This window comes from Acinetobacter johnsonii, from assembly GCF_048551975.1.
Lineage (GTDB): Bacteria > Pseudomonadota > Gammaproteobacteria > Pseudomonadales > Moraxellaceae > Acinetobacter > Acinetobacter johnsonii_A.
In genome coordinates, this window is the sequence record NZ_JBIMCF010000001.1 from 386,385 (window position 1) to 409,027 (window position 22,643).

Annotated in this window: 19 protein-coding genes, 1 tRNA gene and 3 pseudogenes; 12 read left to right on the forward strand and 11 right to left on the reverse strand. The window is 39.4% G+C overall.

The window, feature by feature from the left end; genetic code table 11:
- Nucleotides 1-224: 224 nt before the first annotated feature.
- Nucleotides 225-1,304, forward strand: coding sequence for a 3-phosphoserine/phosphohydroxythreonine transaminase (serC, locus tag ACG9ZB_RS01865; protein WP_419323710.1), 1,080 nt, complete (start codon nt 225-227; stop codon nt 1,302-1,304).
- Between the two features lie 87 nt (nt 1,305-1,391).
- Here serC and ACG9ZB_RS01870 read toward each other — a convergent pair.
- The 5 genes and pseudogenes from ACG9ZB_RS01870 to map form a co-directional block, all read right to left on the reverse strand.
- Nucleotides 1,392-2,277, reverse strand: a pseudogene (locus tag ACG9ZB_RS01870) (TauD/TfdA dioxygenase family protein).
- A 169-nt stretch (nt 2,278-2,446) separates the two neighbouring features.
- Entirely contained in the window at nt 2,447-2,581 is a 135-nt protein-coding gene (locus ACG9ZB_RS01875) for a hypothetical protein (RefSeq protein WP_029575080.1), read from the reverse strand.
- Nucleotides 2,574-3,782, reverse strand: a complete 1,209-nt coding sequence (locus ACG9ZB_RS01880; protein ID WP_419323713.1) for an MFS transporter — start codon at nt 3,780-3,782, stop codon at nt 2,574-2,576. The genes ACG9ZB_RS01875 and ACG9ZB_RS01880 overlap by 8 nt, the downstream gene beginning before the upstream one ends.
- 153 nt (nt 3,783-3,935) lie before the next feature.
- On the reverse strand, nt 3,936-5,006 hold the full coding sequence (locus ACG9ZB_RS01885; protein ID WP_419323715.1) for an OmpW/AlkL family protein: 1,071 nt from the start codon (nt 5,004-5,006) through the stop codon (nt 3,936-3,938).
- Nucleotides 5,007-5,333: 327 nt separating this feature from the next.
- Nucleotides 5,334-6,161 carry a type I methionyl aminopeptidase gene (map, locus tag ACG9ZB_RS01890; protein ID WP_234955633.1) on the reverse strand — a complete coding sequence of 276 codons (828 nt, stop codon included), beginning with the start codon at nt 6,159-6,161 and terminating at the stop codon, nt 5,334-5,336.
- A gap of 208 nt (nt 6,162-6,369) precedes the next feature.
- On the opposite strand from map, the gene rpsB reads away from it, so the two are divergent.
- The 6 genes and pseudogenes from rpsB (at nt 6,370) to ACG9ZB_RS01920 (ending at nt 10,666) form a co-directional block, all read left to right on the forward strand.
- The gene (gene rpsB / locus ACG9ZB_RS01895) at nt 6,370-7,119 is read left to right on the forward strand and encodes a 30S ribosomal protein S2 (RefSeq protein ID WP_004982536.1); all 750 of its coding nucleotides are present in this window, start codon (nt 6,370-6,372) and stop codon (nt 7,117-7,119) included.
- Between the two features lie 141 nt (nt 7,120-7,260).
- Entirely contained in the window at nt 7,261-8,136 is an 876-nt protein-coding gene (gene tsf, locus ACG9ZB_RS01900; RefSeq protein ID WP_419323717.1) for a translation elongation factor Ts, read from the forward strand.
- Between the two features lie 82 nt (nt 8,137-8,218).
- A complete protein-coding gene (locus ACG9ZB_RS01905) occupies nt 8,219-8,713 on the forward strand; it encodes a DUF3465 domain-containing protein (RefSeq protein ID WP_419323719.1) in 495 nt (164 codons plus the stop codon).
- 67 nt (nt 8,714-8,780) lie between these two features.
- Nucleotides 8,781-9,614, forward strand: a pseudogene (locus tag ACG9ZB_RS01910) (AraC family transcriptional regulator).
- A gap of 137 nt (nt 9,615-9,751) precedes the next feature.
- Nucleotides 9,752-10,384, forward strand: a pseudogene (locus ACG9ZB_RS01915) (AzlC family ABC transporter permease).
- A 3-nt stretch (nt 10,385-10,387) separates the two neighbouring features.
- Entirely contained in the window at nt 10,388-10,666 is a 279-nt protein-coding gene (locus ACG9ZB_RS01920) for an AzlD domain-containing protein (protein WP_419323721.1), read from the forward strand.
- Between the two features lie 683 nt (nt 10,667-11,349).
- Here ACG9ZB_RS01920 and ACG9ZB_RS01925 read toward each other — a convergent pair.
- The 6 genes from ACG9ZB_RS01925 to ACG9ZB_RS01950 all read right to left on the reverse strand — a co-directional run bounded on the left by ACG9ZB_RS01925 (nt 11,350) and on the right by ACG9ZB_RS01950 (nt 16,912).
- Nucleotides 11,350-11,958, reverse strand: a complete 609-nt coding sequence (locus ACG9ZB_RS01925; RefSeq protein ID WP_004695839.1) for a septal ring lytic transglycosylase RlpA family protein — start codon at nt 11,956-11,958, stop codon at nt 11,350-11,352.
- Between the two features lie 285 nt (nt 11,959-12,243).
- Nucleotides 12,244-13,245: a lytic murein transglycosylase B gene (gene mltB / locus ACG9ZB_RS01930; RefSeq protein WP_419323722.1), complete on the reverse strand. Its 1,002-nt coding sequence runs from the start codon at nt 13,243-13,245 to the stop codon at nt 12,244-12,246.
- A 471-nt stretch (nt 13,246-13,716) separates the two neighbouring features.
- Nucleotides 13,717-14,367 carry a hypothetical protein gene (locus tag ACG9ZB_RS01935; protein ID WP_419323724.1) on the reverse strand — a complete coding sequence of 217 codons (651 nt, stop codon included), beginning with the start codon at nt 14,365-14,367 and terminating at the stop codon, nt 13,717-13,719.
- Nucleotides 14,368-14,394: 27 nt separating this feature from the next.
- Nucleotides 14,395-15,207, reverse strand: a complete 813-nt coding sequence (queF, locus tag ACG9ZB_RS01940) for an NADPH-dependent 7-cyano-7-deazaguanine reductase QueF (protein ID WP_419323726.1) — start codon at nt 15,205-15,207, stop codon at nt 14,395-14,397.
- On the reverse strand, nt 15,207-15,980 hold the full coding sequence (locus ACG9ZB_RS01945) for an ABC transporter permease (RefSeq protein WP_419323728.1): 774 nt from the start codon (nt 15,978-15,980) through the stop codon (nt 15,207-15,209). Before ACG9ZB_RS01945 ends, queF begins: the two co-directional genes overlap by 1 nt.
- Nucleotides 15,977-16,912, reverse strand: a complete 936-nt coding sequence (locus tag ACG9ZB_RS01950; RefSeq protein WP_159127344.1) for an ABC transporter ATP-binding protein — start codon at nt 16,910-16,912, stop codon at nt 15,977-15,979. Before ACG9ZB_RS01950 ends, ACG9ZB_RS01945 begins: the two co-directional genes overlap by 4 nt.
- A gap of 178 nt (nt 16,913-17,090) precedes the next feature.
- On the opposite strand from ACG9ZB_RS01950, the gene ACG9ZB_RS01955 reads away from it, so the two are divergent.
- The 5 genes from ACG9ZB_RS01955 (at nt 17,091) to ACG9ZB_RS01975 (ending at nt 22,482) form a co-directional block, all read left to right on the forward strand.
- A tRNA-Arg gene (locus ACG9ZB_RS01955) sits at nt 17,091-17,166 on the forward strand.
- 168 nt (nt 17,167-17,334) lie between these two features.
- Complete coding sequence (locus ACG9ZB_RS01960; protein WP_419323730.1) at nt 17,335-18,660, forward strand: tyrosine-type recombinase/integrase; 1,326 nt, start codon at nt 17,335-17,337, stop codon at nt 18,658-18,660.
- Between the two features lie 249 nt (nt 18,661-18,909).
- A complete protein-coding gene (locus ACG9ZB_RS01965) occupies nt 18,910-19,611 on the forward strand; it encodes a hypothetical protein (RefSeq protein WP_419323732.1) in 702 nt (233 codons plus the stop codon).
- Between the two features lie 103 nt (nt 19,612-19,714).
- Nucleotides 19,715-19,942 carry a transcriptional regulator gene (locus ACG9ZB_RS01970; RefSeq protein WP_419323734.1) on the forward strand — a complete coding sequence of 76 codons (228 nt, stop codon included), beginning with the start codon at nt 19,715-19,717 and terminating at the stop codon, nt 19,940-19,942.
- A 104-nt stretch (nt 19,943-20,046) separates the two neighbouring features.
- Nucleotides 20,047-22,482: a DUF927 domain-containing protein gene (locus ACG9ZB_RS01975; RefSeq protein WP_419323736.1), complete on the forward strand. Its 2,436-nt coding sequence runs from the start codon at nt 20,047-20,049 to the stop codon at nt 22,480-22,482.
- The last annotated feature ends 161 nt before the right edge of the window (nt 22,483-22,643 follow it).

Consider the following 22,643-nt stretch of genomic DNA (forward strand, 5'->3'; position numbering starts at 1 on the left):
TTTAAGCAAAGGAAATGCTTTCGTTTGAGCTTTGGTGAATCGGAAAGTGCTGCTGTAATTGATTGAGCAGTGCTGAGTTCAAACTGGATCGTTGATCTTGATTGAGTTTTTGACTGTAAAGGTGAGATTGCATTGAAATATTTTCGGTTGAATTTACTGCAAGCACTGGCTATCTGTGGTTAAATGCGATCATTTTATTGTGTTTCACTTTGAAAGGAAAAATCATGCGCGCGTACAACTTCTGTGCTGGTCCTGCTGCATTACCTACTGCCGTTTTAGAAAAAGCACAAGCTGAAATGCTTGACTGGCAAGGCAAAGGTCTTTCCATCATGGAAATGAGTCACCGTAGTAAAGACTATGTTGCTGTGGCTGAAAAAGCAGAAGCAGATTTACGTAAACTCATGAACATTCCAGAGAACTACAAAGTCTTGTTCCTTCAAGGTGGTGCTTCACTTCAGTTCTCTGCGATTCCTTTAAATTTGTTGGGTAAAAACAGCAAAGCGGACTATATCCATACTGGAATTTGGTCTGAGAAAGCACTGAAAGAAGCGCAGCGCTATGGTGATATCAATGTCATTGAAGCGGGTACGCAAATTGATGGAAAACTTGCTATTGCAGACTCAAGCACTTGGAACTTATCTCAAGATGCGGCTTATGTGCATTATGTAGATAATGAAACGATTGGTGGTCTTCAGTTTGCGGCTATTCCAGAAACCAATGCGCCATTGGTTGCAGACCTGTCTTCAAGTATTTTGTCTGCACCTGTTGATGTGACTAAATTTGGTATCATCTATGCAGGCGCACAAAAGAACATTGGTCCAGCGGGTTTAACCTTGGTTGTTGTTCGTGAAGATCTGTTAGATCAAGCCAAACCTGAAATTCCAAGCATTTTGAAATACGCTTCACAAGCGAAGAATGATTCCATGGTTAATACACCGTCGACTTATGCTTGGTACTTATCAGGTCTGGTGTTTGAATGGCTACTTGAACAAGGTGGTGTTGAAGCGATTCATAAAGTGAACCTTGAAAAGGCGAAACTGCTTTATGGTTATATCGATGCAAGCGATTTTTATGCAAACCCAATTGCTGTGCAAAACCGTTCAATTATGAATGTGCCGTTTACTTTGGCGAATCCAGATTTAGAAAAACTTTTCCTCAAAGAAGCTGAAGAAAACCATTTGTTGAATCTTGCAGGTCACCGCTCAGTTGGTGGGATGCGCGCAAGTATTTATAACGCAGTTCCACTAGAAGGCGTTCATGCGCTAGTGAATTTTATGGATGATTTTGCGAAACGCAATGCTTAAGTCATAGAAATAAAAAAAGCCCATCAAACGATGGGCTTTTTTATTGGTTTTTTACAGATTATCTAAAACAATCGTGACATTTTGGTGTCATGCCAATGAATTATTCATTTTATTTGTTGCCTGGTACGGACGTCCACCTGCAAGACTAATACGTTTGAGTAAGCGACGTTGATCGACAGGAAAGGGACGACGTGAATGTAGTGTCACCTGATTGTCCCAAAAGACAATATCTCCGGTTTCCCATTGATGTTTATAGCGAAACTCAGGTTTGAGGATGTGCGCACGGAGAACAGCAAGCAGTTCACTGCCTTCGCTATCATCGACATTGAGTAATTCAACTTCCGAACGGGTATTGAGCCAAAGCGCTTTATGCCCAGATTCTGGATGTGTGCGGACAAATGGATTGTAAGTAATCAGCTGTAGCTGGTCGATCTGCTTTTTGACGTCATCGGGAAGCGCATTATAGGCTTTGATGGTATTCAACCAAGAGGTTTGTCCGCCGTCTTGAGGAAGCTCAAGGGCATAGAGCAGAGAGCCAAAAGAGGGAAGCGGTGTCCACTGCTGATCGGCATGGAGGGAGTTCGCCATGGCCAGTGTAGTCGCCTTGACCGACCGCATTGGAAACAGGAACCACATCGTGTGGAACCCCTGTGTTAGACTGGCTAGCAAGCACAGGATTGTCTGCACTTGGGCGGAAAATAGAACCAAAATAGCTGGCAAAGGCTAAATATTGCACATCATCCAAAGTTTGGTTTTTAAAAATTAAAATCAGATGTTCAGCCAAAGCTTGTTTTAAGCGATAGATGGTTTCTCCTGCTTGGGCTTTACGGGCATCTAAACCAAAAACCACAGCACCTAAGGCTTCTTCCGCCAGTGGGATAATTTGTATTTCTTCTGGGTTTTGAAATTGTTTAGCCTGATGCCAACGCGGAGCATCATAAATCGCTTGTGAAAGTTGGGTTAGTGCGGTCATTTTGATTATTTTCTCTAGATATAGGGTCTAGAGAAAATGTAATCAAAATATGTGTAATCTTAAAATTAAAAGAAGTTCTAAAATTATGAAAAAATTTTAAAAAAACAATAATTTATTTATTGTATTGCTTTTCTTTTATAATGAAATATTGAGCTCAAAATATGCAGATTTAATGTGCGCAAAATGCCTGATTAAAATACTCAAACAGGTCAGGCGTATTCAGCCAAAGGCTAATTGCCAGAACAAACAAAGCAACGACGCTAATGCCGATACCACACTTGAGCCATAAAAATGAATTAGTCATGTACAATCGCCTTTTCATCGACAAAGAAATGTACCAGTACGCCAAAAACACTCAGAATAATAGAGAACAGCCAAATCAAGTCATAATTACCTGTCACGTCATGATTGACACCACCTAGCCATCCACCGAAAAATGAACCGACTTGATGGGTAAAGAACACGATGCCGCTCAGCATACTCAGATATTTAATACCAAACATATTAGCCACAATACCGTTGGTCAAAGGCACTGTAGATAACCATAATAAACCCATCACCACACCAAAGCTATAGATGGTGACTGCGCTGAGTGGGAGCATTAAAAAGGCAATAATTGCAATGCCTCTGAGCCCATACAAGCCCATCAGCAACTTAGGTTTAGAATATTTCCCACCTAGCCAACCCGCAGTGTAGGTGCCAACGATATTAAATAAACCGACCAGCGCTAAGAAAACAGTTCCTGTAGTTGCATTAAAACCATGGTCAATCAAATAGCCAGGTAAATGGATACCTATAAAGACGACTTGGAAGCCACAGACCAAAAAACCAAGTGCTAGGAACCAAAATGGTTTATGGTTTTTCGCAATGACTAAAATATCTTTAAAACTGAGCTGAACTTGATTGGTTGACGCAGTCGGTACAACAAAGGTCGGGGCTTTGAGCATCCAGGCCAGTGGAACAATCATCGCAATTAAAAGTGCACTAACGACCAACGCCGCAGACCAGCCAAAGTTTTTTAACAGCAGTAGGGTTGACGGCAGCATAATGAACTGCCCAAAAGAACCCGCTGCACTGGCAATACCCATAGCAAGGCTACGTTTTTCAGGCGGTGCAGCACGCCCCACCGCAGATAACAATACAGAGAAAGAGGTGGCAGATAATGCTAGGCCCAAAATAAGACCGACACTTAAGTTGAGTAACCAACCCGTAGAGCTGACTGCCATGAGCAGCAAACCGATGGTATACAACACACCACCGACGGCAACCACGATTTTAGAGCCATATTTATCTGCTAATGCACCTGTAAAGGGCTGTGCAGCGCCCCAAATCAGGTTTTGCATCGCAATCGCTAGACTAAAAACATTATGTCCCCAGCCAAACTCATCACTCATCGGTACTAGATAGAGTCCAAAGCCGTGTCGGACACCCAGTGATAATGCCAGAATTATTGCACTTCCAATGAGCATGTAAATCAGCGGTTTGGAAAAACGAGTTTCTGACATATTTCAACCAAAAAATGAGCTTAGAGTTCGCTATATTAAGTGAATTATTTACTGAAAGCGATGATAAAAAATTGACTATTTGATCAATAAAAACAATGAATATTCATGAAAAAAGACGACTTGGTGTCGTCTTTTTTGTAGTGCTTTTAAAGCTTAGAACCGGTAGCCGACACCTGCATACGCCAGAATGGGGTTAATTTCAATATCGGCTGTGGATTTAATCAGTTCACCGTGCGTAGCATCTGTGACGGTGATCGTGGTTTCATTTTTAAGATGAGCATAGGACACCGAACCGACAGCAAACCATTTATCATTAAAGTCATAGGTGAAACCAACAGTTGCAATAGGCGCGAAGGCATCAGTTGCTTCTAGCTTAACTTTAGGATTGGCTGAACTCTTTTTTCCTTCAAGTGATGCGCCAGCATTTCCTTCTTTAATATTGGCAATCATATGACCTGCCGCAATTAAATCTTTTTCAGTTTGTGGGTTAATTTCCAACTCATTAAAGTATGCATACATCATTCCAACACCGACATAGGGGCGGAATTTATTCACACCTGTTTTACCAAAGTGATATTGGAACTCGAAAGCAGGTGTCCACGCACGTGCAGATGCCGCAGGACCATGCGCTTCTAAGTCGGTAATGAAAATATCATTTTCAAGCTCTAAATTTCCTAAAGCTCCGCCCATAGGTGTTGCAGTTGCTGAAAAAGGTGCATAAATTTTTCCTTTACCTTGTAAATCGACTTTAGGCGGAATACCAGCTTTCATTTCAAAAGAAATATTGTCGGTAAAAAAGTAATTGGTCATGATGCCCAATGTGGTGACATCATCGGCTTCCAAACCTGTACCTGGATTATCCCATTGACTGAGTCCACGGATTTCAGCAGTTCCACTTAGTGCTGAGGGGACATCAGCATTAATTAAAGCTAGCCCATCAAGAGTAGCCTTTAAGAGGGGATTGACGCTACTTCCTGGCTTGATATTGTCGAGCACCGTTTGTGCTTTGATATCTCCAACTTTTGCAGTTTCACCTTCTTTAACCGATGTGTTAACACGGAAAGGTTGGGCTTTACCTTGTGGCATGACATGTAAAGCACCGACCGATACAGAAAAGCGTTTAAATCCATCACCATCTTGTAGACTAAAATAAGGTGAATCTGCATGTGTGAGCATAGGTAAAGCAGCAATAGACGTTGCTACACAAAGCAATGTTTTTTTCATTCTGGGACTCCATGTCCAAATTAACTATTCGTTTTTATAGAGCGCATTATTAAGGTTGCTGCTACGATAAAGCTGTTGTTTTTAAAGGAGATGTGTTTTTGATATTTGTGAATGTCAAAACCTGTTTTGTGTGATCGTGTTACTAGCTTGCAATCTTTGTTACAGGTGAATGAATATAATAGAGCGCTACTGTTGAGTGTTTTTTGATTCTAGGTGTTTGTAAAATAAAGATAAATTTAAAATTCAATATTTGCTTAGCCATAAAAAAGACCACCTGAAAGTGGTCTTTTTGACAGATGGCATCATATTTCATGCCAATGACATCATTTAAGACTGAAAACGTGATAAATCTTCTTCAGGTCGTGCAGTTAACACTTCAACCCCGTTTTTAGTGACCAACAACGTATGTTCATACTGTGCAGACAAGCTATGGTCTTTGGTCACTACCGTCCATTTATCGCCCAGTAATTTAGTTTTCCAGTCACCACCATTGACCATTGGCTCAATGGTAAAGGTCATGCCTTCTTCTAAAATCATGCCTGAGTTTGGCTGACCATAGTGTAAGACTTGGGGTTCGTCATGGAACACAGTTCCAATACCGTGACCACAGTATTCACGTACGACACTAAAACGTTCCGATTCGACATATTGTTGAATGGCGTGACCAATGTCGCCAATGGTTGAACCCGGCTTCACTGTTGCTATTCCACGGTACATTGCTTCTTGTGCCACTTTACATAAACGATTCGCGAGAATAGACGTTTCGCCACCCACGATGTACATCATGTTGGTATCGCCGTGGAAACCATCTTTAATGACCGTCACATCAATATTTAAGATGTCTCCTTTTTTCAACACTTTTGCATCTGAAGGAATGCCGTGACAGACCACATGATTTACCGAAGTACAAATCACATGTTGGAACGCAGGGCGACCCGGTGCTGCACCGTAACCTAAACATGCTGGAATCGCGTCTTGTTTATTGACAATATAATCGTGACAAATCGTATCTAACTCAAGTGTAGTCACACCTGGTTTAATATGTGGCTTGATCATATCCAAGACTTCAGCCGCCAGTCGTCCAGCCACACGCATCTTTTCGATGTCTTCAGCGCTTTTGATGAGTCGACGGGGTGCTTCGTAAGTACTGTTCATGATCTCTAAAAACTTTTGGAAATTTGTGTGTGACTATGGTATAAATAGCCGCCCATTTTATCAAATGCTTTTTCGTGAATAAATTTCACGGGCTTTGTGTGATGGGGCAATAAAATCCGCACATATATCGACACATTTCTCTGGGTGCCCGTTAGGGTGGAGGATGCGGATATATGGAGGCCTAACCCAAACATTTAAGGTAAAGAAAATGGCAGATTACAACGTAAGCATGCGCGACCTTCTTCAAGCAGGCGCACACTTCGGTCACCAAACACGTTTCTGGAACCCAAAGATGCGTCAATACATCTTTGGTGCGCGTAACAAAATTCACATCATCAACCTTGAGCACACTGTTCCTGCGTTAAATGATGCTTTGAACTTTGTTAACAACCTTGCTAGCAAAAAGAATAAAGTATTGTTTGTTGGTACGAAACGTGCTGCTTCTAACATCATCCGTGAGCAAGCACAACGTGCTGGTCAACCATATGTTGATCACCGTTGGTTAGGTGGTATGTTGACGAACTGGAAAACACTTCGCCAATCTATCAACCGTCTTAAAGACCTTCAAACTCAATCTCAAGATGGTACTTTCGCTAAGCTTACTAAACGTGAAGCTTTAGAGCGTACTCGTGAGATGGAAAAACTTGAACGCGCTTTAGGCGGCGTTAAGAACATGGGTGGTTTACCTGACGCATTATTCGTAATCGACGTTGATCACGAAGCAATTGCAATTAAAGAAGCTAAAAACCTTGGTATTCCTGTAATCGGTATCGTTGATACAAACTCTAACCCAGACAACGTAGACTACGTTATTCCGGGTAATGACGATGCGATCCGTGCAGTTACTTTGTATGCTTCTGCTATGGCTGATGCGATTCTTGCTGGTAAAGAATATGCTCAATCACAAGCAAATGCACAAGCTAAAGTTGAAGAAGCTAAAGAAGCTCCTGAGGCTTAATGCGTTTGACGTAAGCTTGTCATTTTTGCGACATGTGATGGTGGCAAAGTAAGCGTCATGTATGCAGACGGCCCAAGAGACAGCTCTGGGCCGTTTCTGTTCTAAAAAGAATTCATTTTCTACCGTATTTAGGAGATTGACATGACTGCAGTTACAGCAAGCATGGTTAAAGAATTGCGCGATCGTACTGGTCTTGCAATGATGGAATGTAAAAAAGCATTAACAGAAGCGAATGGTGACATCGAATTAGCGATTGATAACCTTCGTAAATCTGGTCAAGCTAAAGCGGCTAAAAAAGCGGGTAACATTGCAGCTGATGGCGCAATCACTATCGCTCAAGACGGTAACAAAGCGCTTCTTTTAGAAGTAAACTGCCAAACTGACTTCGTTGCTAAAGACGAAAACTTTGCTGGTTTCTCTGCTCAAGTTGCTGCTACTGCGTTAGCTGCTGGCGAAACTGATGCTGCTAAAATTGCTGAATTGAAACTTGAAGATGGTGCAACTGTCGAAGAAGCGCGTATTGCTCTTGTTCAAAAAATCGGTGAAAACATCCAAGTTCGTCGTGCTCAAATCATTGAAGGCGAAAACCTTGCAGTTTACAAACACGGTTTAAAAATCGGTGTTGTTGTATCTTACACAGGTGATGCTGCGACTGGTAAAGGTATTGCAATGCACGTTGCTGCGTTCAATCCAGTTGCTATCTCTGCTGAAGGTGTATCTGCTGAACTTATCGCTAAAGAGAAAGAAATTGCTGAAGCTAAAGCAATCGAATCTGGTAAGCCTGCAAACATCGTTGAGAAAATGGTCACTGGTTCAGTTGAGAAATACTTGAACGAAGTTGCTCTTGATCGTCAAATGTACGTAATCGACAACGACAAGAAAGTTGCTGACGTTCTTAAAGCAACTGGTACTACAGTTGTTCAATTTGCTCGCTTTGAAGTGGGTGAAGGTATTGAGAAAAAAGCTGAACTTTCTTTCGCTGAAGAAGTTGCTGCTGCTCAAGCTGCTGCAAAATAATTGAAAAATTATTTTGAGTAAAAAAAGCCCCTTTGGGGCTTTTTTTATACAATAAATAAAAATAAAACCGGGAAGTAGATAAGTGTCCAACAAAACCAACCTGAGTATTGGTGCTGTGACCGTACTTTTGATTGTTGCGTATTTCGGAATCGATCTTCAAGAAAATCAATTACAAACATCCACACCATCAGTCGCGGTAGAGCCCTCTACACAGACCAGCCAGCTGCAAAATCAAGTGCTTGATGGCACAGCAAAAATTGCCCAAGCGTTTCAAAGCCAGAAAAGTAATATTCAAGTTCAATCACAAGGGCGTGTTGTGGCAGTGCTTAAAGATGATAATCACGGTTCTCGTCATCAAAAATTTATTGTAGAACTCCCTAATGCAATGACGGTTTTGATTGCACATAATATTGATTTGGCACCACGCATTGAGCGTTTACAAAAAGGCGATACCGTTGGTTTCAATGGTGAATATGAATATAGTGAAAAAGGCGGGGTGATCCACTGGACACATCACGATCCACAACAGCGCCATGAAGGTGGTTGGTTAAAACACCAAGGAAAAACCTATCAGTAGCAGAGCAATTGTGTTCTATACGTTTTGCTGAATCGTAGTATGCTGAGTGTTCAGGAGAGGCCAACTCATGCACGAAATCAGACCTAGTGAATTTTTAAATTACCATCATGTTCAAGAACTTGATGGTCTTGAGATGTTAAAAGCCTCTTATCAGCATACACAGTTTTCAAAGCATAGCCATGAAGGCTATTGCATCGGCTTAATTGATGAAGGTGCGCAGTCTTTTTTACGCACAGGAAATCAGCATATTGCGCCGTAAGGCGATATTATTTTAGTGAATGCTGATGAGGTAAATACGGGTTCTTCTGCTGTTGAAACTGGTTGGTGTTATCGGGCAATTTATCCGACCCCTAAAATGATTCAAGAGGTGAGTCAAGATTTTTTTCATGAAGCCGGTACTATGCCGTGGTTTCCGCAAGCTGTGGTTCAAGATGAAGGGCTAGACGAACAATTGAATTTGCTGTTCGATTTGTTGCTACAGCCTAAAAATACACTGTTTAAGCAGAGTTTATATATTTCAACTTTGGCTTATTTATTAAGCCGTTATAATCAATCTAAGAAAATATTAAAAGAATTACCCGAAGCACAGCGTAAAGTGGTCTTGGTAAAAGAACTACTTGCTGCGGAACCTGAAAGAGAGCATCAACTGGCCGAGCTCGTCGCTGTCGTCGGGATGAGCCCATGGCATTTACTACGTCAATTTAAAAAGTTTACTCGACTTCCACCTCATACATGATTGGTACAGTTTCGATTACGTAAATCTTTATATTTAGTTAAACAAGGCTGTGAGATTGCGACAGTCGCACAACTCTGTGGTTTCTTCGATCAAAGCCATTACACTCGACATTTTAAAAAGTCTTTAGGCTGTACGCCTGCGCAATATCTGGCACATAAAATTTAAAATAACAGCAATTTCATACAAGAAAACCATCTAAGCTATGCCGCATATTGACTCTAGCGAATTGAAAAATGGAGTTTGCTGTGCAGTCGCAATTGATTCAACATAAAAGTTTAGGTTTTTTCCGTGGCGTACAGGATATGTTGCCGCTTTCTGTCGCGTTTATTCCATGGGGAATATTGGCAGGCTCAGCAGCGATTAATGCGGGCCTGAGTGTCATGCAAGCTGTAGGCATGTCAGCCCTAGTGTTTGCAGGTGCGGCACAATTGGTCAGTTTGAGTATGCTCATGACGGGTGCATCTTACTGAGTATTCTGATCAACGTATTTTTTCTAAAACAGTCAGCACTTTATTTATGCACTGAGTTTAAGAGAGGAGGTGAAGCCGTGGTCACTCAAAAGAAGATTGAGTATCGGTTTTTTGCTAACCGATGAACTCTATGACACAGCGATGCTAAAGGAAAAGCCATCTTATGCCTGTATGTTGGGTGCTGGACTCAGCTTTTATGTTAGTTGGGTGCTGTTTAGTTTAATGGGTATTTTACTTGCAAATAAAGTACCTGATCTTTCGAATCTCCACTTAGAGTTTTCAATTGTGGTGGTTTTTTTAGTTATGGCGGTGATGCTGATTCAAAATAAGGCTGCAATTTATGGTGTTGTCAGTTCCTCGATCATGGTGCTGATTTTGAGTTGGTTAGAGCTAGGATCAGCTATTTTGCTGGCTGGGTTTAGTGGTATGTGGGTTGCTACGTTGTTTGATCAAGCAAAGGACTAAAACATGACCTGGTTATTTGTTTTGAGTTTGACCTGTGTCACCTTTTTTAATCGTTATTTATTTTTAGAGCCTAAAACTCAAATTCGACTGCCTAAATTTGCGACACGCATGCTGAAATATGCGGCGCCTTGTCTGAGGGTTTCGATTTGTTTGCCACTGGTTTTTTTCGAAGTCGGGCACTGGAAAGGGATACTTCAAAATAGTTATTTTTATGGGGCAATTTTTACGCTGTTAATCACTCTTTTGACGAGAAAATTATTGCTCAGTATTTTGCTGAGTTAAGGATTTTTTATGGTCTGAATCTATTATTTGATTTCTAGCATTTCATCAGCAAATAAGTACATAAAATACCGAAAAAAGGATAAAAAGCTGTGAGAGCCTGATCTTTTCCATTACTTTTAAATTTGTGTTGCTCTAAAAGCTAACCATTTGCGATTTTTTCTATGTCTACCAAATTGGCGTAGCTTTGATTGGGGAACTAGAAAAGTTGAAAATAGAGCAAATGAGACGGGGTTTGAGAACTTTGAAGAAATAACAAGGTTTTCTTTTGAGTTTTGGTCCATAGAGTTGACTCAATTATATAAAACAAGCAGGGCAATAGTGAATTTAATATTGCAAAAATGGTGCTTAATTTACTAGGTAATTTATAAAATCATTTGAATTTGACGAATGCATAAAACTACAGTTCAAGATGGGTAGAAAAATTGGCTTTTATCAGATAAAAATGAGCTGAGAAAATACTTAACTTAGCTAGTATTCCACCGCTGTAAAAATGTGAGCGCACTCACTTCAAAAAATCGGTTCGATGGGTTTTTTCATTTTATTCAAACTGAGCATCTGAGAGGGGATCAAATGCTAGAGATTGAGCTGTTTACGATTGTGTAAAACATAAGGCAAAGATGGGACAATAAAAAAAGCCACATTACTGTGGCTTTGCTGTCAAATGCGTGTTGTAAGAATGATTCTTAAGAGTTTGGTCCATCAATACGTTCAATGCTGACTTTCGCAGTACCTGCATTGGTAATACCCAGTTGCTTAGCAGCGCCATAAGAAAGATCGAGTACACGGTTACCGTGGAATGGGCCGCGATCATTTACTTTAACCACAACACTTTTACCATTGGTTTTATTCGTTACACGAATAAAGCAGTTTAGTGGCAAGCTACGATGAGCTGCAGTTAATGCATTCATATCGAATGTTTCACCACTTGCTGTTTTACGACCGTGGAACTGACGACCATACCAAGACGCCATGCCCGTTTGACTAAACTTACGGACTGTATTTGATGCAACAGTATTTAACTTTTCAATCACTGAAGGCTCTTCTTCAGGAATCTCAATTTTTGCAGCGATTGTTTCTCGACGAATTTTATCGCCTGAACGTTCAGTGATTGAAAGGCTATTTAAATTTGAGAAGTGCGAGTTGAAGCCTTGAGCATCTTTATTCAAGACACGCGCAGCTAGGCGAGAGTTATCGTTATCATTGGTAAATGATGACTGAACCATCTCTGCTTGCGATTGGCTCAGCGCGATGGTCGAGGCAATGGCCAGTATATATTTAAGTGAAGACTGCATTTATAAACTCCAAAAGACAATACTTTTTTCTTTAAACTAAGTGGTTGAAAGATAAAAAACTTGCCTGTTAATTCACTTTTTCAACTACATTTGACGAAATGGATAATATTCATGCAGTCATAAGCATGTCTAGTGTTTAATTAAAATAATGATAAAAACTACATAAACCGAACATTTTTTGGTTAAAAATAATCAATATTGTAACAAGGTATGAAAAATGCCGAAATTTACATCATTTTTACATATTTTTTTATTGACATCTCAAACTTGAATAAAAAGCTAGCCCTATCGGCTAGCAATTTCAGCCCCTAATTGCCACACTGCAGTCGCATACATACGGCTCTTGTTATAGGTCGTAATCACTTGAAAGTTAGGGTAAGTGATGTAATAACTTTGCCCATAATTTTCCTGTAGTTGGATCACATTCACCATATCTAAATCATCGATTTTGACAATCGGATTGGTCGGTTGAATGCCCTGATTTTTTAAAACGCCATAAGGCGTTGGTAAAGTTAAATCCTTGGCAATCACTGATTCAGGATTCGATCCACTATAGCGTGCTGCGAATCCAATAGGTTGATTACGTTGCCAGCCATGATTTGCTAAATAGTTGGCAATTGAACCAATCGCATCGACTGCCGAATTTCGTAAATCGACATGACCATTGCCGTCATAATCGACACCAAACTTTGGAATATTGCTAGGCATAAATTGTGGGTAGCCCACCGCACCTGCATACGAACCTACAACCGAGTTGGTTGGCACGCCATCTTTATAGCTCCACGCAATTAAGGCGCCGAGTTCATCTTGGAAATATTGCTTACGACGTTCATAACCAAAACCTAAAGTAGCTAAAGCATCACGGGTGACAAAATTGCCTTTGTTTGTTCCAAAACCTGTTTCTACCCCTAAAATGCCGAGAATTACTGATTGCGGTACACCAAATTGCTGTTCAGCTCTATTGAGCGTATCTGCATATTGGGCTTTGAAACGGACACCACGTTGAATAGTGCTTTCTGCCATAAAGTTGGTTTTATATTCGTACCACGGTTTACTTTCACCAGGGCGGTTCATAATGTTGATGATGTTAGGTACATTTTTAGAACCACTCATCGCCCAATCGACTTGCTCAGCAGACAGACCATAATTCTGCATGGCTTTTTGTTTAAAGCTGAAATAGTCAGCATGAGAAGCGAAATCGTTGGCTTGGCAAAAACTGGTGATCGACAAAGCGCCAATCAATAAAGGTAAACGTTTAACTTTGTTATAAAAGTTTAAATTTAACATAGAAGTCTAATTTCCAGAGTCGTTATTGGCAGTGGAGCAAAGCGAATAGGGGAATGCCCATAGTTCGCGTTTCTGTTATGTCGAAATTCTTGTGAACGGAGTCTAGCGTGAATAGGCTTTAAGATAACATTGTCTGTACTGAAGCGGGCAAATAGGTATACAAAAAAAGACAAACTCAGCCTATCTAAAGGACAGATCAATCAAAATGATACAGTTTTTCAGGAAGAATATTTACGTGACTATATAAGTCAAGTTTTACTGACTGATATAAAAAGTCTTCCTTATATAGAGGCAATTAAAATTGTAGTGTTTAGGGTCTAGTGACAATGACAAAAAAGATCTGGTTTCAGCTTATAGATGGACTTTATATATAGCTTTATATAAAGACTAAGAAATCACAGCTTAGAAACTAAAATGACCCTACATCAGTAGAGTCATTTTGATCTGAAAAGTCTCGAAGACTTTTAGTACTTAAGCATGAAATAAGGTGTCGTGATATTCAGCCAAAGCTAAAAGTTCATCTTTGGTTAAATTGGGGATGATTTTATTGGCTGCAATATGCACTGCTTTAATGACAGCTGCAGAACCGATATCTGCTGCTTTACGCTTAATCATGCCCAAATCGAGGGTTTTATTAAAGTCATTCATGAAGTGGCGTACAGTCGCTTCAGCAAACTGTTTATACAGTTCGGTTAACGCGGCTTTATCTACTTCATTACCTGCTTTAATTTCAGCATAGTTATATTTGAGGCTGGTCACTAAGCTTGCATCTAGCGCTTCACCCACACGGAACTGACCTTCAGCATCTTTAAACAAGCTTTTTTCAGAAAACTGAATCGATGCTTGAACCACATCATTCGATGATTTGCCTAAAAGCTGCTTCAACAAAACCGCAACTGTTGACTTAATATAGCCAGCCAATTTCTCGGCTGTGTCACGTTTATCACTGGGTGGAAAACGGCGAACTAACTCAGTCAAAATGGCATCAATAATTTCATCATTGATGAGGAGTGCTGTTTGATCTCGAAGTGGATATAAAGGTTCACTTGAGTCTTTCTTCTGCTGTGCAGTTTGAATAGTCTGTAAAAGTTCAGTCGTTGGAATAAAACCAAAAAATGGCATCGTGTATTAACCTCAATGTTCTTTATTTTATTGTCGCGCCAATCGAATTGGGCGGGGTATCCATGACACATCTGACACACGACAAGGGTTAATATCTAAACCACCACGGCGTGTATAAGCTGCGTACACCATCAGCTTTTCAGGTTTCAAATTTTGCCAAATATCGGCAAATATTTGTTCCACACATTGTTCGTGAAAACCATTGTGCTGACGATAAGAGATAATATAAGCCAGTATACTGTTATAACAAGGCTTTTTACCTTTATATCGGATAAATACCGTGCCCCAATCAGGTTGTCCAGTGACTGGACAGTTACTTCTGAGTAAATGCGAGTAAATCTGTACTTCAACATCTTCTGCTGCATCATCTAATGCCAATAGATTTGCATTGGGATGATTTTCCAATTGGGTCGGAGTCAGTTCATCTATACAGATGCCTTCAGGTTGACTAATTTCCACATCATCGACATGAAAAAGATCAATATTCACATCTGCACCAGCCGCCGCCGATAAATCCTGTTCGACTGTTTCTTTAAACTCAGCTTTAGACTCAAACTGAGTAAAGTTCATGCTATTAAAGTAGAGTTTTAATGATTTTGACTCAATCAGGTTGGGCGAGGTGGCAGGCAGACTGATGCGACCAATCGCAACTTGAGGAACACCATGATGATTTAACCAAGAAATTTCAAAAACATGCCACCAGTCTTTACCTTGTTGAACACCTTCAACATGCGCATAGTGCTCACGTGCTGTGGCACGTGCAATAGGAAAAAGAATGTCGGGTTGATAGGTTGTAGGGTAATTGGTGTCTTTACCCAAAAGAGAATGTTCTACACTCATTATTCACGCATTCCTGAACCACGAGAAAGTAAATAGTAAGCAATGCCATAAAGCACTGCACAGCATATGGTCATAACAGGTAGGGAGACGACGACGTTAACATCGCTATGACCTAAGATACCGAAACGAAAAGCATTGACCATATATACAATCGGATTGATCAACGATAGATTTTGCCAAAAAGGGCTGAGTGCTGAAATGGCATAAAATACGCCACCTAAATAAGTTAAAGGCGTCAGCACAAAGGTTGGGATAATGGAGATATCATCAAAAGATTTGGCATACACCGCATTGATAAAACCACCCAGTGAAAATAAGAATGAGGTGACCAAGACGGTGTAAATCGTAACAAACCAATTGGTAATATAAAGGTCGGTAAAAAATAAACTCATGGCTGTCACAATGATACCGACCAAGACCCCACGACAGACACCGCCTAAGACAAAGCCCCATAAAATTGCATGCAAAGGTACAGGGCTCATGATCAGCTCTTCAATACTTTTTTGAAATTTGGCACTAAAAAAGCTCGAAGAAACGTTAGCATAACTGTTGGTAATCACCGCCATCATAATTAGTCCAGGTACGATGAACTGCATATAGCTAAAACCACCCATCTCACCAATACGAGAACCGACCAAATTACCAAATATCACAAAGTACAAACTCATGGTAATGGCAGGTGGAAGCAAGGTTTGTGGCCAGATGCGCATAAAGCGGCGAATTTCTTTATGCACCAGAGTATATAAAGCTACGCTAAGTTGATTTAAGTTCATGGCGTAGTTCCTTCAAGATTTTTTTCGACCATCTTCACAAACAGTTCTTCTAAACGGTTGGATTTGTTTCGCATACTACGAACTTGGATTCCTTGCGCTTCGAGTAATTGAAATAAGTCATTGAGGGTATGTGCTCTATCCATAGTCACTTCTAAAGTCACAGCATCGACTAAATGGAAACGAACCCCAATGATGTCGATATGAATCGGCTCAATCGGCGCGGCCAAATCAAAAATAAAGGTTTCTTCATTGAGTTGATTGAGGAAATTTTTCATGCTGGTGTCTTCTTTAATGACACCACGATCAATAATGGCAATTCGACGACACAGCATTTCCGCTTCTTCTAAATAGTGTGTGGTTAAAATGATCGATGTGCCTTTATTGTTCATTTCTGTGAGAAAGTCCCACATCGAACGACGTAGCTCAATATCAACCCCTGCCGTGGGTTCATCTAAAATAAGAAGTTTCGGTTCATGCATCATGGCACGGGCAATCATCAGGCGACGTTTCATACCGCCCGAAAGCATACGGGCTTGAACACCGCGTTTTTCCCATAAGCCGAGTTTTTCTAAATATTCTTCAGCACGAACTTCTGCAATTTTTTTAGGGATTCCATAATAGCCCGCTTGTGTGACTAAAATATCGAAGGTTTTTTCAAACTGACCGAAGTTAAACTCTTGAGGTACAACTCCTAAGCATTGTTTAGCTTGAGAGGGGTGTGTGTCGAGATTATGTCCAAAAATTTCGACAGTACCTGAGGTTTTCTTAGTCAATGAGCTGATAATACCAATCGTTGTAGATTTGCCTGCACCATTGGGTCCAAGAAGGGCATAGAACTCGCCTTCAGGAACAGTTAAATCGATGCCTTTTAAAGCCTGAAACCCATTTTTATAGGTTTTAGACAAATCTCTTAACGTCAATGCATCAGTCATGAAATTCTCGAATGATTAATAGTGGCACTATTGTGAGCGATTATGCCTAATAAACCAAGTAATCTACTCGCAATTCTGTGTTGCAGATATGGAACATTGTATAAAGCATAAGCAGGAAAATCACTCTAAGCTAGATAGATGCTTTACCTTGTGATTTTTTTTGATATGATGTGCTCGCGCGCTCATAGCTCAACTGGATAGAGTACAGGTCTCCGAAGCCTGTGGCGTGGGTTCGAGTCCCGCTGAGCGCACCAATTTCTTAAAAGAATAAAACAAAATATAGTTAAAAGTTATTTAAAATTAGTATCTTAATCTTATTTATACACCAAAATATACCTTAACTTATCAGGATACAGTTGCAAAGAATAAGGATATAAATGAGGATATAATGGATTCGATCATTTTTTGTATCCTTATTTACTATGGCTAAGCATATTACCCCCCTGACAGATTCGAAGTGTTCAAGCGCAAAACCGAAAGATAAAGACTATTCTTTATATGATGGGAATGGTTTAATTTTATTCGTTCGCAAAACCGGTACAAAGGTATGGCGATATAAATATAAAAAAGCCAATGGTAAAGATGGATTGATGACATTAGGCAACTTTCCATCTTTAACTTTAAAACAGGCGAGAGATAAACGCCGTGAATATGAAAAGCTACTTGCTCAAGATATAGACCCCATCGAATATGAAACCACTCAAAAAATTAAAAAGAGTAATGCATTTAGTTTTGAATCAGTGGCTAGGGATTGGCATAAGGAATATACCAATACAGGCAGATGGGTTGAGCATACTTCTATTAAGGCTTTACGCGTTTTAGAAACCTATGTCTTTCCTTTAATTGGTGATAAACCGATTGATGAAGTGAAGTCAAAAGATTTAGTCACAGTTTTACGTTCAATAGAAGAAAAAGGCTTAACCGAAGTCTTAAAGAAATCACGCCAGCGTTTTAATGCCATTTTTGCTTATGCAATTTCTAGAGGCTTGATTGAGGATAACCCAGCTTATTTCTTAAAAGATGTATTTGTACTCACTAAAAAAACAAAACACTATCCACAATTATCGTTAGAGAAATTGCCTGAGCTACTGCAAAGGCTTAAAGCCGATAATGGCTATCTTTTAACACGACTATGCACAGCATTTACTTTGCATGTCTTTGCTCGGTCAAGTGAAATCCGTTTCGCACGTTGGTCAGAATTCAATTTTAAAAATGCAATTTGGACGATACCAGCAGTACGAGAGTTGGTAAAAGGGCAAAGATTTTCTGATCGTGGCGCAAAAATGAAAATGGAACATTTAATACCCCTGTCACCTCAAGTACTTTCAATTTTGAATGAGATTAAAGTGTATAGTGGAATGACCAATAATGTTTTTCCGAAGAATGGTGACCCTCAAGGCTTTATCTGTGACAAGGTTGTAAATGATACTTTGCGCCGTATTGGTTATGACACTGAAAAAGATATATGTGGGCATGGTTTTAGGGGGATGGCTTGTTCCGCATTGGTACAAAGTACCTTGTTTCAAAAAGAAGCTGTAGAAAAACAAATGAGTCATCAAGAACGTGACCAAGTGCGTTTGGCTTATACACATCAAGCGGAATATATGGAAGAACGTAAAGCCATGCTGAATTGGTGGAGTGACTATTTAGAAGCAAATCAAGAAAGCTATATCAGTCCCTATGATTTTTCTCAGCAACTATCAAAGAATGATGGGATTAACTTTAAATATGCAAAGCTAATTCAATGAAAGACATGTAAAAAAAAATTGGTTAATTTCTGGAGATAGATTATCTGTATCAAGATATTAATATTCTGTTTTTTTAAGAAGAGATCTATTTTAGACGACTAATTTTCCAACTTATTGATAACAAATTGAAAAATGAACAGCTTATTCCATTTATCAAAATAAGATGACAAAATATAAAAAATTATACTTACATAAAACTTTGTAGAATATTTGCATACTGATATTTTTACTTAATTTTAAGGGGGATTAATGGCTTTACTTGATCATATTCGACTCACTGATGAATATATGTCTATTACTGATACTATCGAGAAGATTGCAGGGTTGGGGGAGCCTATAAGGGATGTGATCCAGTTTTTTATCTATCATAAAATCGAAAAACATATCAGGTGTTTTTATTGTTATGAAGATAAAACTATTGTTGATATTAACGATGGTAAAAATAGTCAATGGGAAATAGGAACAGCAGAAATTATTAGGGAGCTTGAAGATGAATTAGATTTTGTAAAAAATGCTTCTCCTAAAAAAATAAGTAGTACAAGTAAAGAAAAATATAAAGATTATTTTTGGAAAATTTCAGAAGTTTACGATTTTGAGCCTCTTACTGCATGGTTAAATGAAATTGGTATCAGTAAGAATAATTTCTTAGAAATAAACGCTGAAAAGAATTATCCAAAATTAAAGAAAATAGGGACTCAAATTGATAAAAAATCTAAAGAAATTATCACAGCTGAGTTATCTAAAAAATATTTAGAAATTATAGGAGCCATGCTAGAAGAAAGAAAAATTTATCAAAGAGGTCTAGGGCGTTCCGATAGAGTTCAAGATTTGATAGCAATTACTATTGAAGATATGACTAAAGATACAGATGCAAAGTTATCAGCTGAAAAGCTAAGAAGAGTTTTTTCTACAGCAAATAAAGAATTTAATAAATATAAAATAAAGATTTAGATTAATTATTATGGTTTTTAAATAAGAGTTTTTTGTAAATACAATGTTATAAAAGTGGTGATATATAAGAATTAACCCATACTTTTTTATGTATGGGCATTTTATGGCTATTTCTCAAATTCGCATCCAATTTAAAACTACATGTCAGCTTCTTGATGTGAGCCGTGAAACATTGCGCTCATTGGTACGTAATGATCCAACTTTCCCCAAAGCATTGAAACAAGGAACTTCAAAGCAAAGTCCTGTTTATTTCGACTACATACAAATCATTGAATGGCACAAAGCCCAAATGAAAAAACTCGATGCAGTTCAGAACGAGGTTCACGAATGAAATCAATTATTAATGATTTATTCAAGCGTACGTGTTAAGGCGCAATTTTTATTGTGCTGCTATTCATCATTGATTTTGTTATTCGGAATATTTGAGGAGCTTACATGACTGGTACTCATGAAACCCCGAGCTTAGAAAAGCCTTTGGACATTCTAGCAAATTGCTTAAAACATAATCCACAAGATGACGCTTATTTGCGTCATCCTGTGATTGAACGTTTTGGCAGTCCTGAACAAACTATTCATATAGATGAACTGACCGTCAATTTAAACGGTGTTCAATATGAACAGCCTTTGATTTTACCTGTACATAATGCACAGCTTGAACTGGTGCAATGTGCCGTATTACAGAACCAACAGCCTGTAAAAGTCATTCCTGATAGAATGGAAAAAGGATTCGCTTACTATGGCGAATTGCAAAAAGATCATCCTGTGATTATCACATACAGTTTGGAAACATTTTTCAAAATTGCTCAAACGAGTTACGCCGTTGTATTGGTGATATTACAAGACTTATGCAGACAGACATTAAAAGAACTCAAGGCATTCGATTTTGAGCAGATTCAAACTGTGGTGAATCAATTATCCAAAGCTGGATATAAACGCTTATATATGCCAGTCAGAGCCGAACATATACAGCTTAAGCCATTTCAAAAGCTGGAGCAACACACAGAACTTAGACTGCTTAATCAATTTCAGTTGATACAGGAAAATGAATATCTAACCGAACTATCACAGGATGAAGATGCTTTGGAAATTGAAGCATTTTTACAGGATGCTATTGCATTTTTGACTGAGCAATACACATTGCCGAAAGGACATATTGCCAAGCCAATGAAATGGGAGAAAGGATATTTTCATATCAAACAGGACGGCATATTTTTTGTAGATGAAGATAGCAAGGGTGATACCCATACACGTTTTATCTGCAGTCCGATTTTGGTCAAAGCCAAAACAAGAGATGACGCCAGTAATAATTGGGGTGTGTTGTTGGAGTGGCACGATGACAAACAGGTCAAACATACTCAAGCTGTGGCAATGGAGCTTTTCCAAACGGATGGCAAAGAACTTCGCACCACATTAGCCAATCAGGGCGTGAGGATTGCATCCGATCAACGAGGCAGAAACTTATTCCAGTGTTACTTGATGAATTATCCCATCGAGCAATATGCCTTATGTGTGAATCGTGTCGGTTGGCATGGTGATGTATTTGTGTTGCCCCATCAACACTATGGGGAGATGAATGAACACATTGTTTATCAGTCGGTGACAGGCTTAGACAATCGCTATAAAAGGAAAGGCACATTGGAACAATGGCGAAGTCAAGTAGCGCAATTGGTGGAGCAACACAGCTTTTTAGTCTTTGCCTTGTGTACAGCGTTTGCAGGTCAATTACTTAGACCATTACAACAACAGGGATGTGGTTTTCATTTTAAAGGAGGCACATCCAAAGGCAAAAGCACAGCTTTAAACCTTGCATGTTCTGTATGGGGCAATCCTGAACAGTTTTATCGTACATGGAGAGCAACAGGTAATGCACTTGAGCATACAGCCTATATGCACAATGACAGCTTTTTAGTGTTGGATGAAATCGGAGAAATTACCTATCCAAAAGAGCTTGGCAATATTATCTACATGCTTGCCAATGGCATTGGTAAGGGGCGTATGACCAAGCAAATTACAGCCAAGCCCATGTACCAATGGAAAGTGATTTTTCTATCCAGTGGTGAAAAGAGCATGAAAGAAATCATGCTCGAGCAAGGTCAAAAGACCAAGCTAGGACAGGAAATCAGACTCGCTGATATTGATATAGATCAATCTCAATATGGTGTGTTTGATTGCTTGGATTTTGCAGAGGATGGTGCTAAGCAAGCGATTGAATTAAGCAAACGTATGAATGACTGCTACGGCGTGGCAAGTGAAGCATGGTTGGATTATCTCAGCAACAATAAACCTGAGCGTATGGAGCAAGCAAAACAGCTTTTAAACCAATATCGTGAAAGTTTGATAGTTGAACATACTCAAGGGCATATCAGTCGAGTTGCAAACTACTTTGCGATGGTTGCAACGGCTGGGGAAATGGCAACACAAGCCAAGATTACAGGATGGCAAACAGGCACAGCATTTAACGCCGTTGCCAAAGTATTTAAGCACTGGTTAAGTGGTTTTGAGCATGTAGGTGATTATGAGAATCGAGAAATCATTGCACAGGTCAAAGCATTTTTTGAAGCGAATGAATCCAGTCGTTTTGAAGCCATTACACCTGATCCAGAGAACCATGAACGTATTGTGAATCGTGTTGGTTATTGGAAGATCGAAAAGGATGAAAAGATTTTCTATGTATTGCCTGAGCAATTTAAAAATGAAGTCTGTAAAGGTTATGACAGTCGCAAGGTGGCAAAGGTACTTATGGAACATCATCTACTTGAGCATGATACTGCGAAGAAAACTAAAACCGTCCGATTGCCAAATAGAAGTCAATCCATCCGTGTTTATGCCATTAAAGAATCAATCTTTAGTTGGGATATGGATAATTCATAAGGCAACACAGGCAACGAGGGCAACAGGCTTGTAAAAAAGGCTTGTAGTGTGTTGCCTTGCAAATTAATCAGATGCAACAAGGGCAACATTGAATAGGTTGTTGCCTTTGTTACCCGAGTCAATTTTACATAGGCAACGGTGTAAAGGCTTATGTGGTGGGT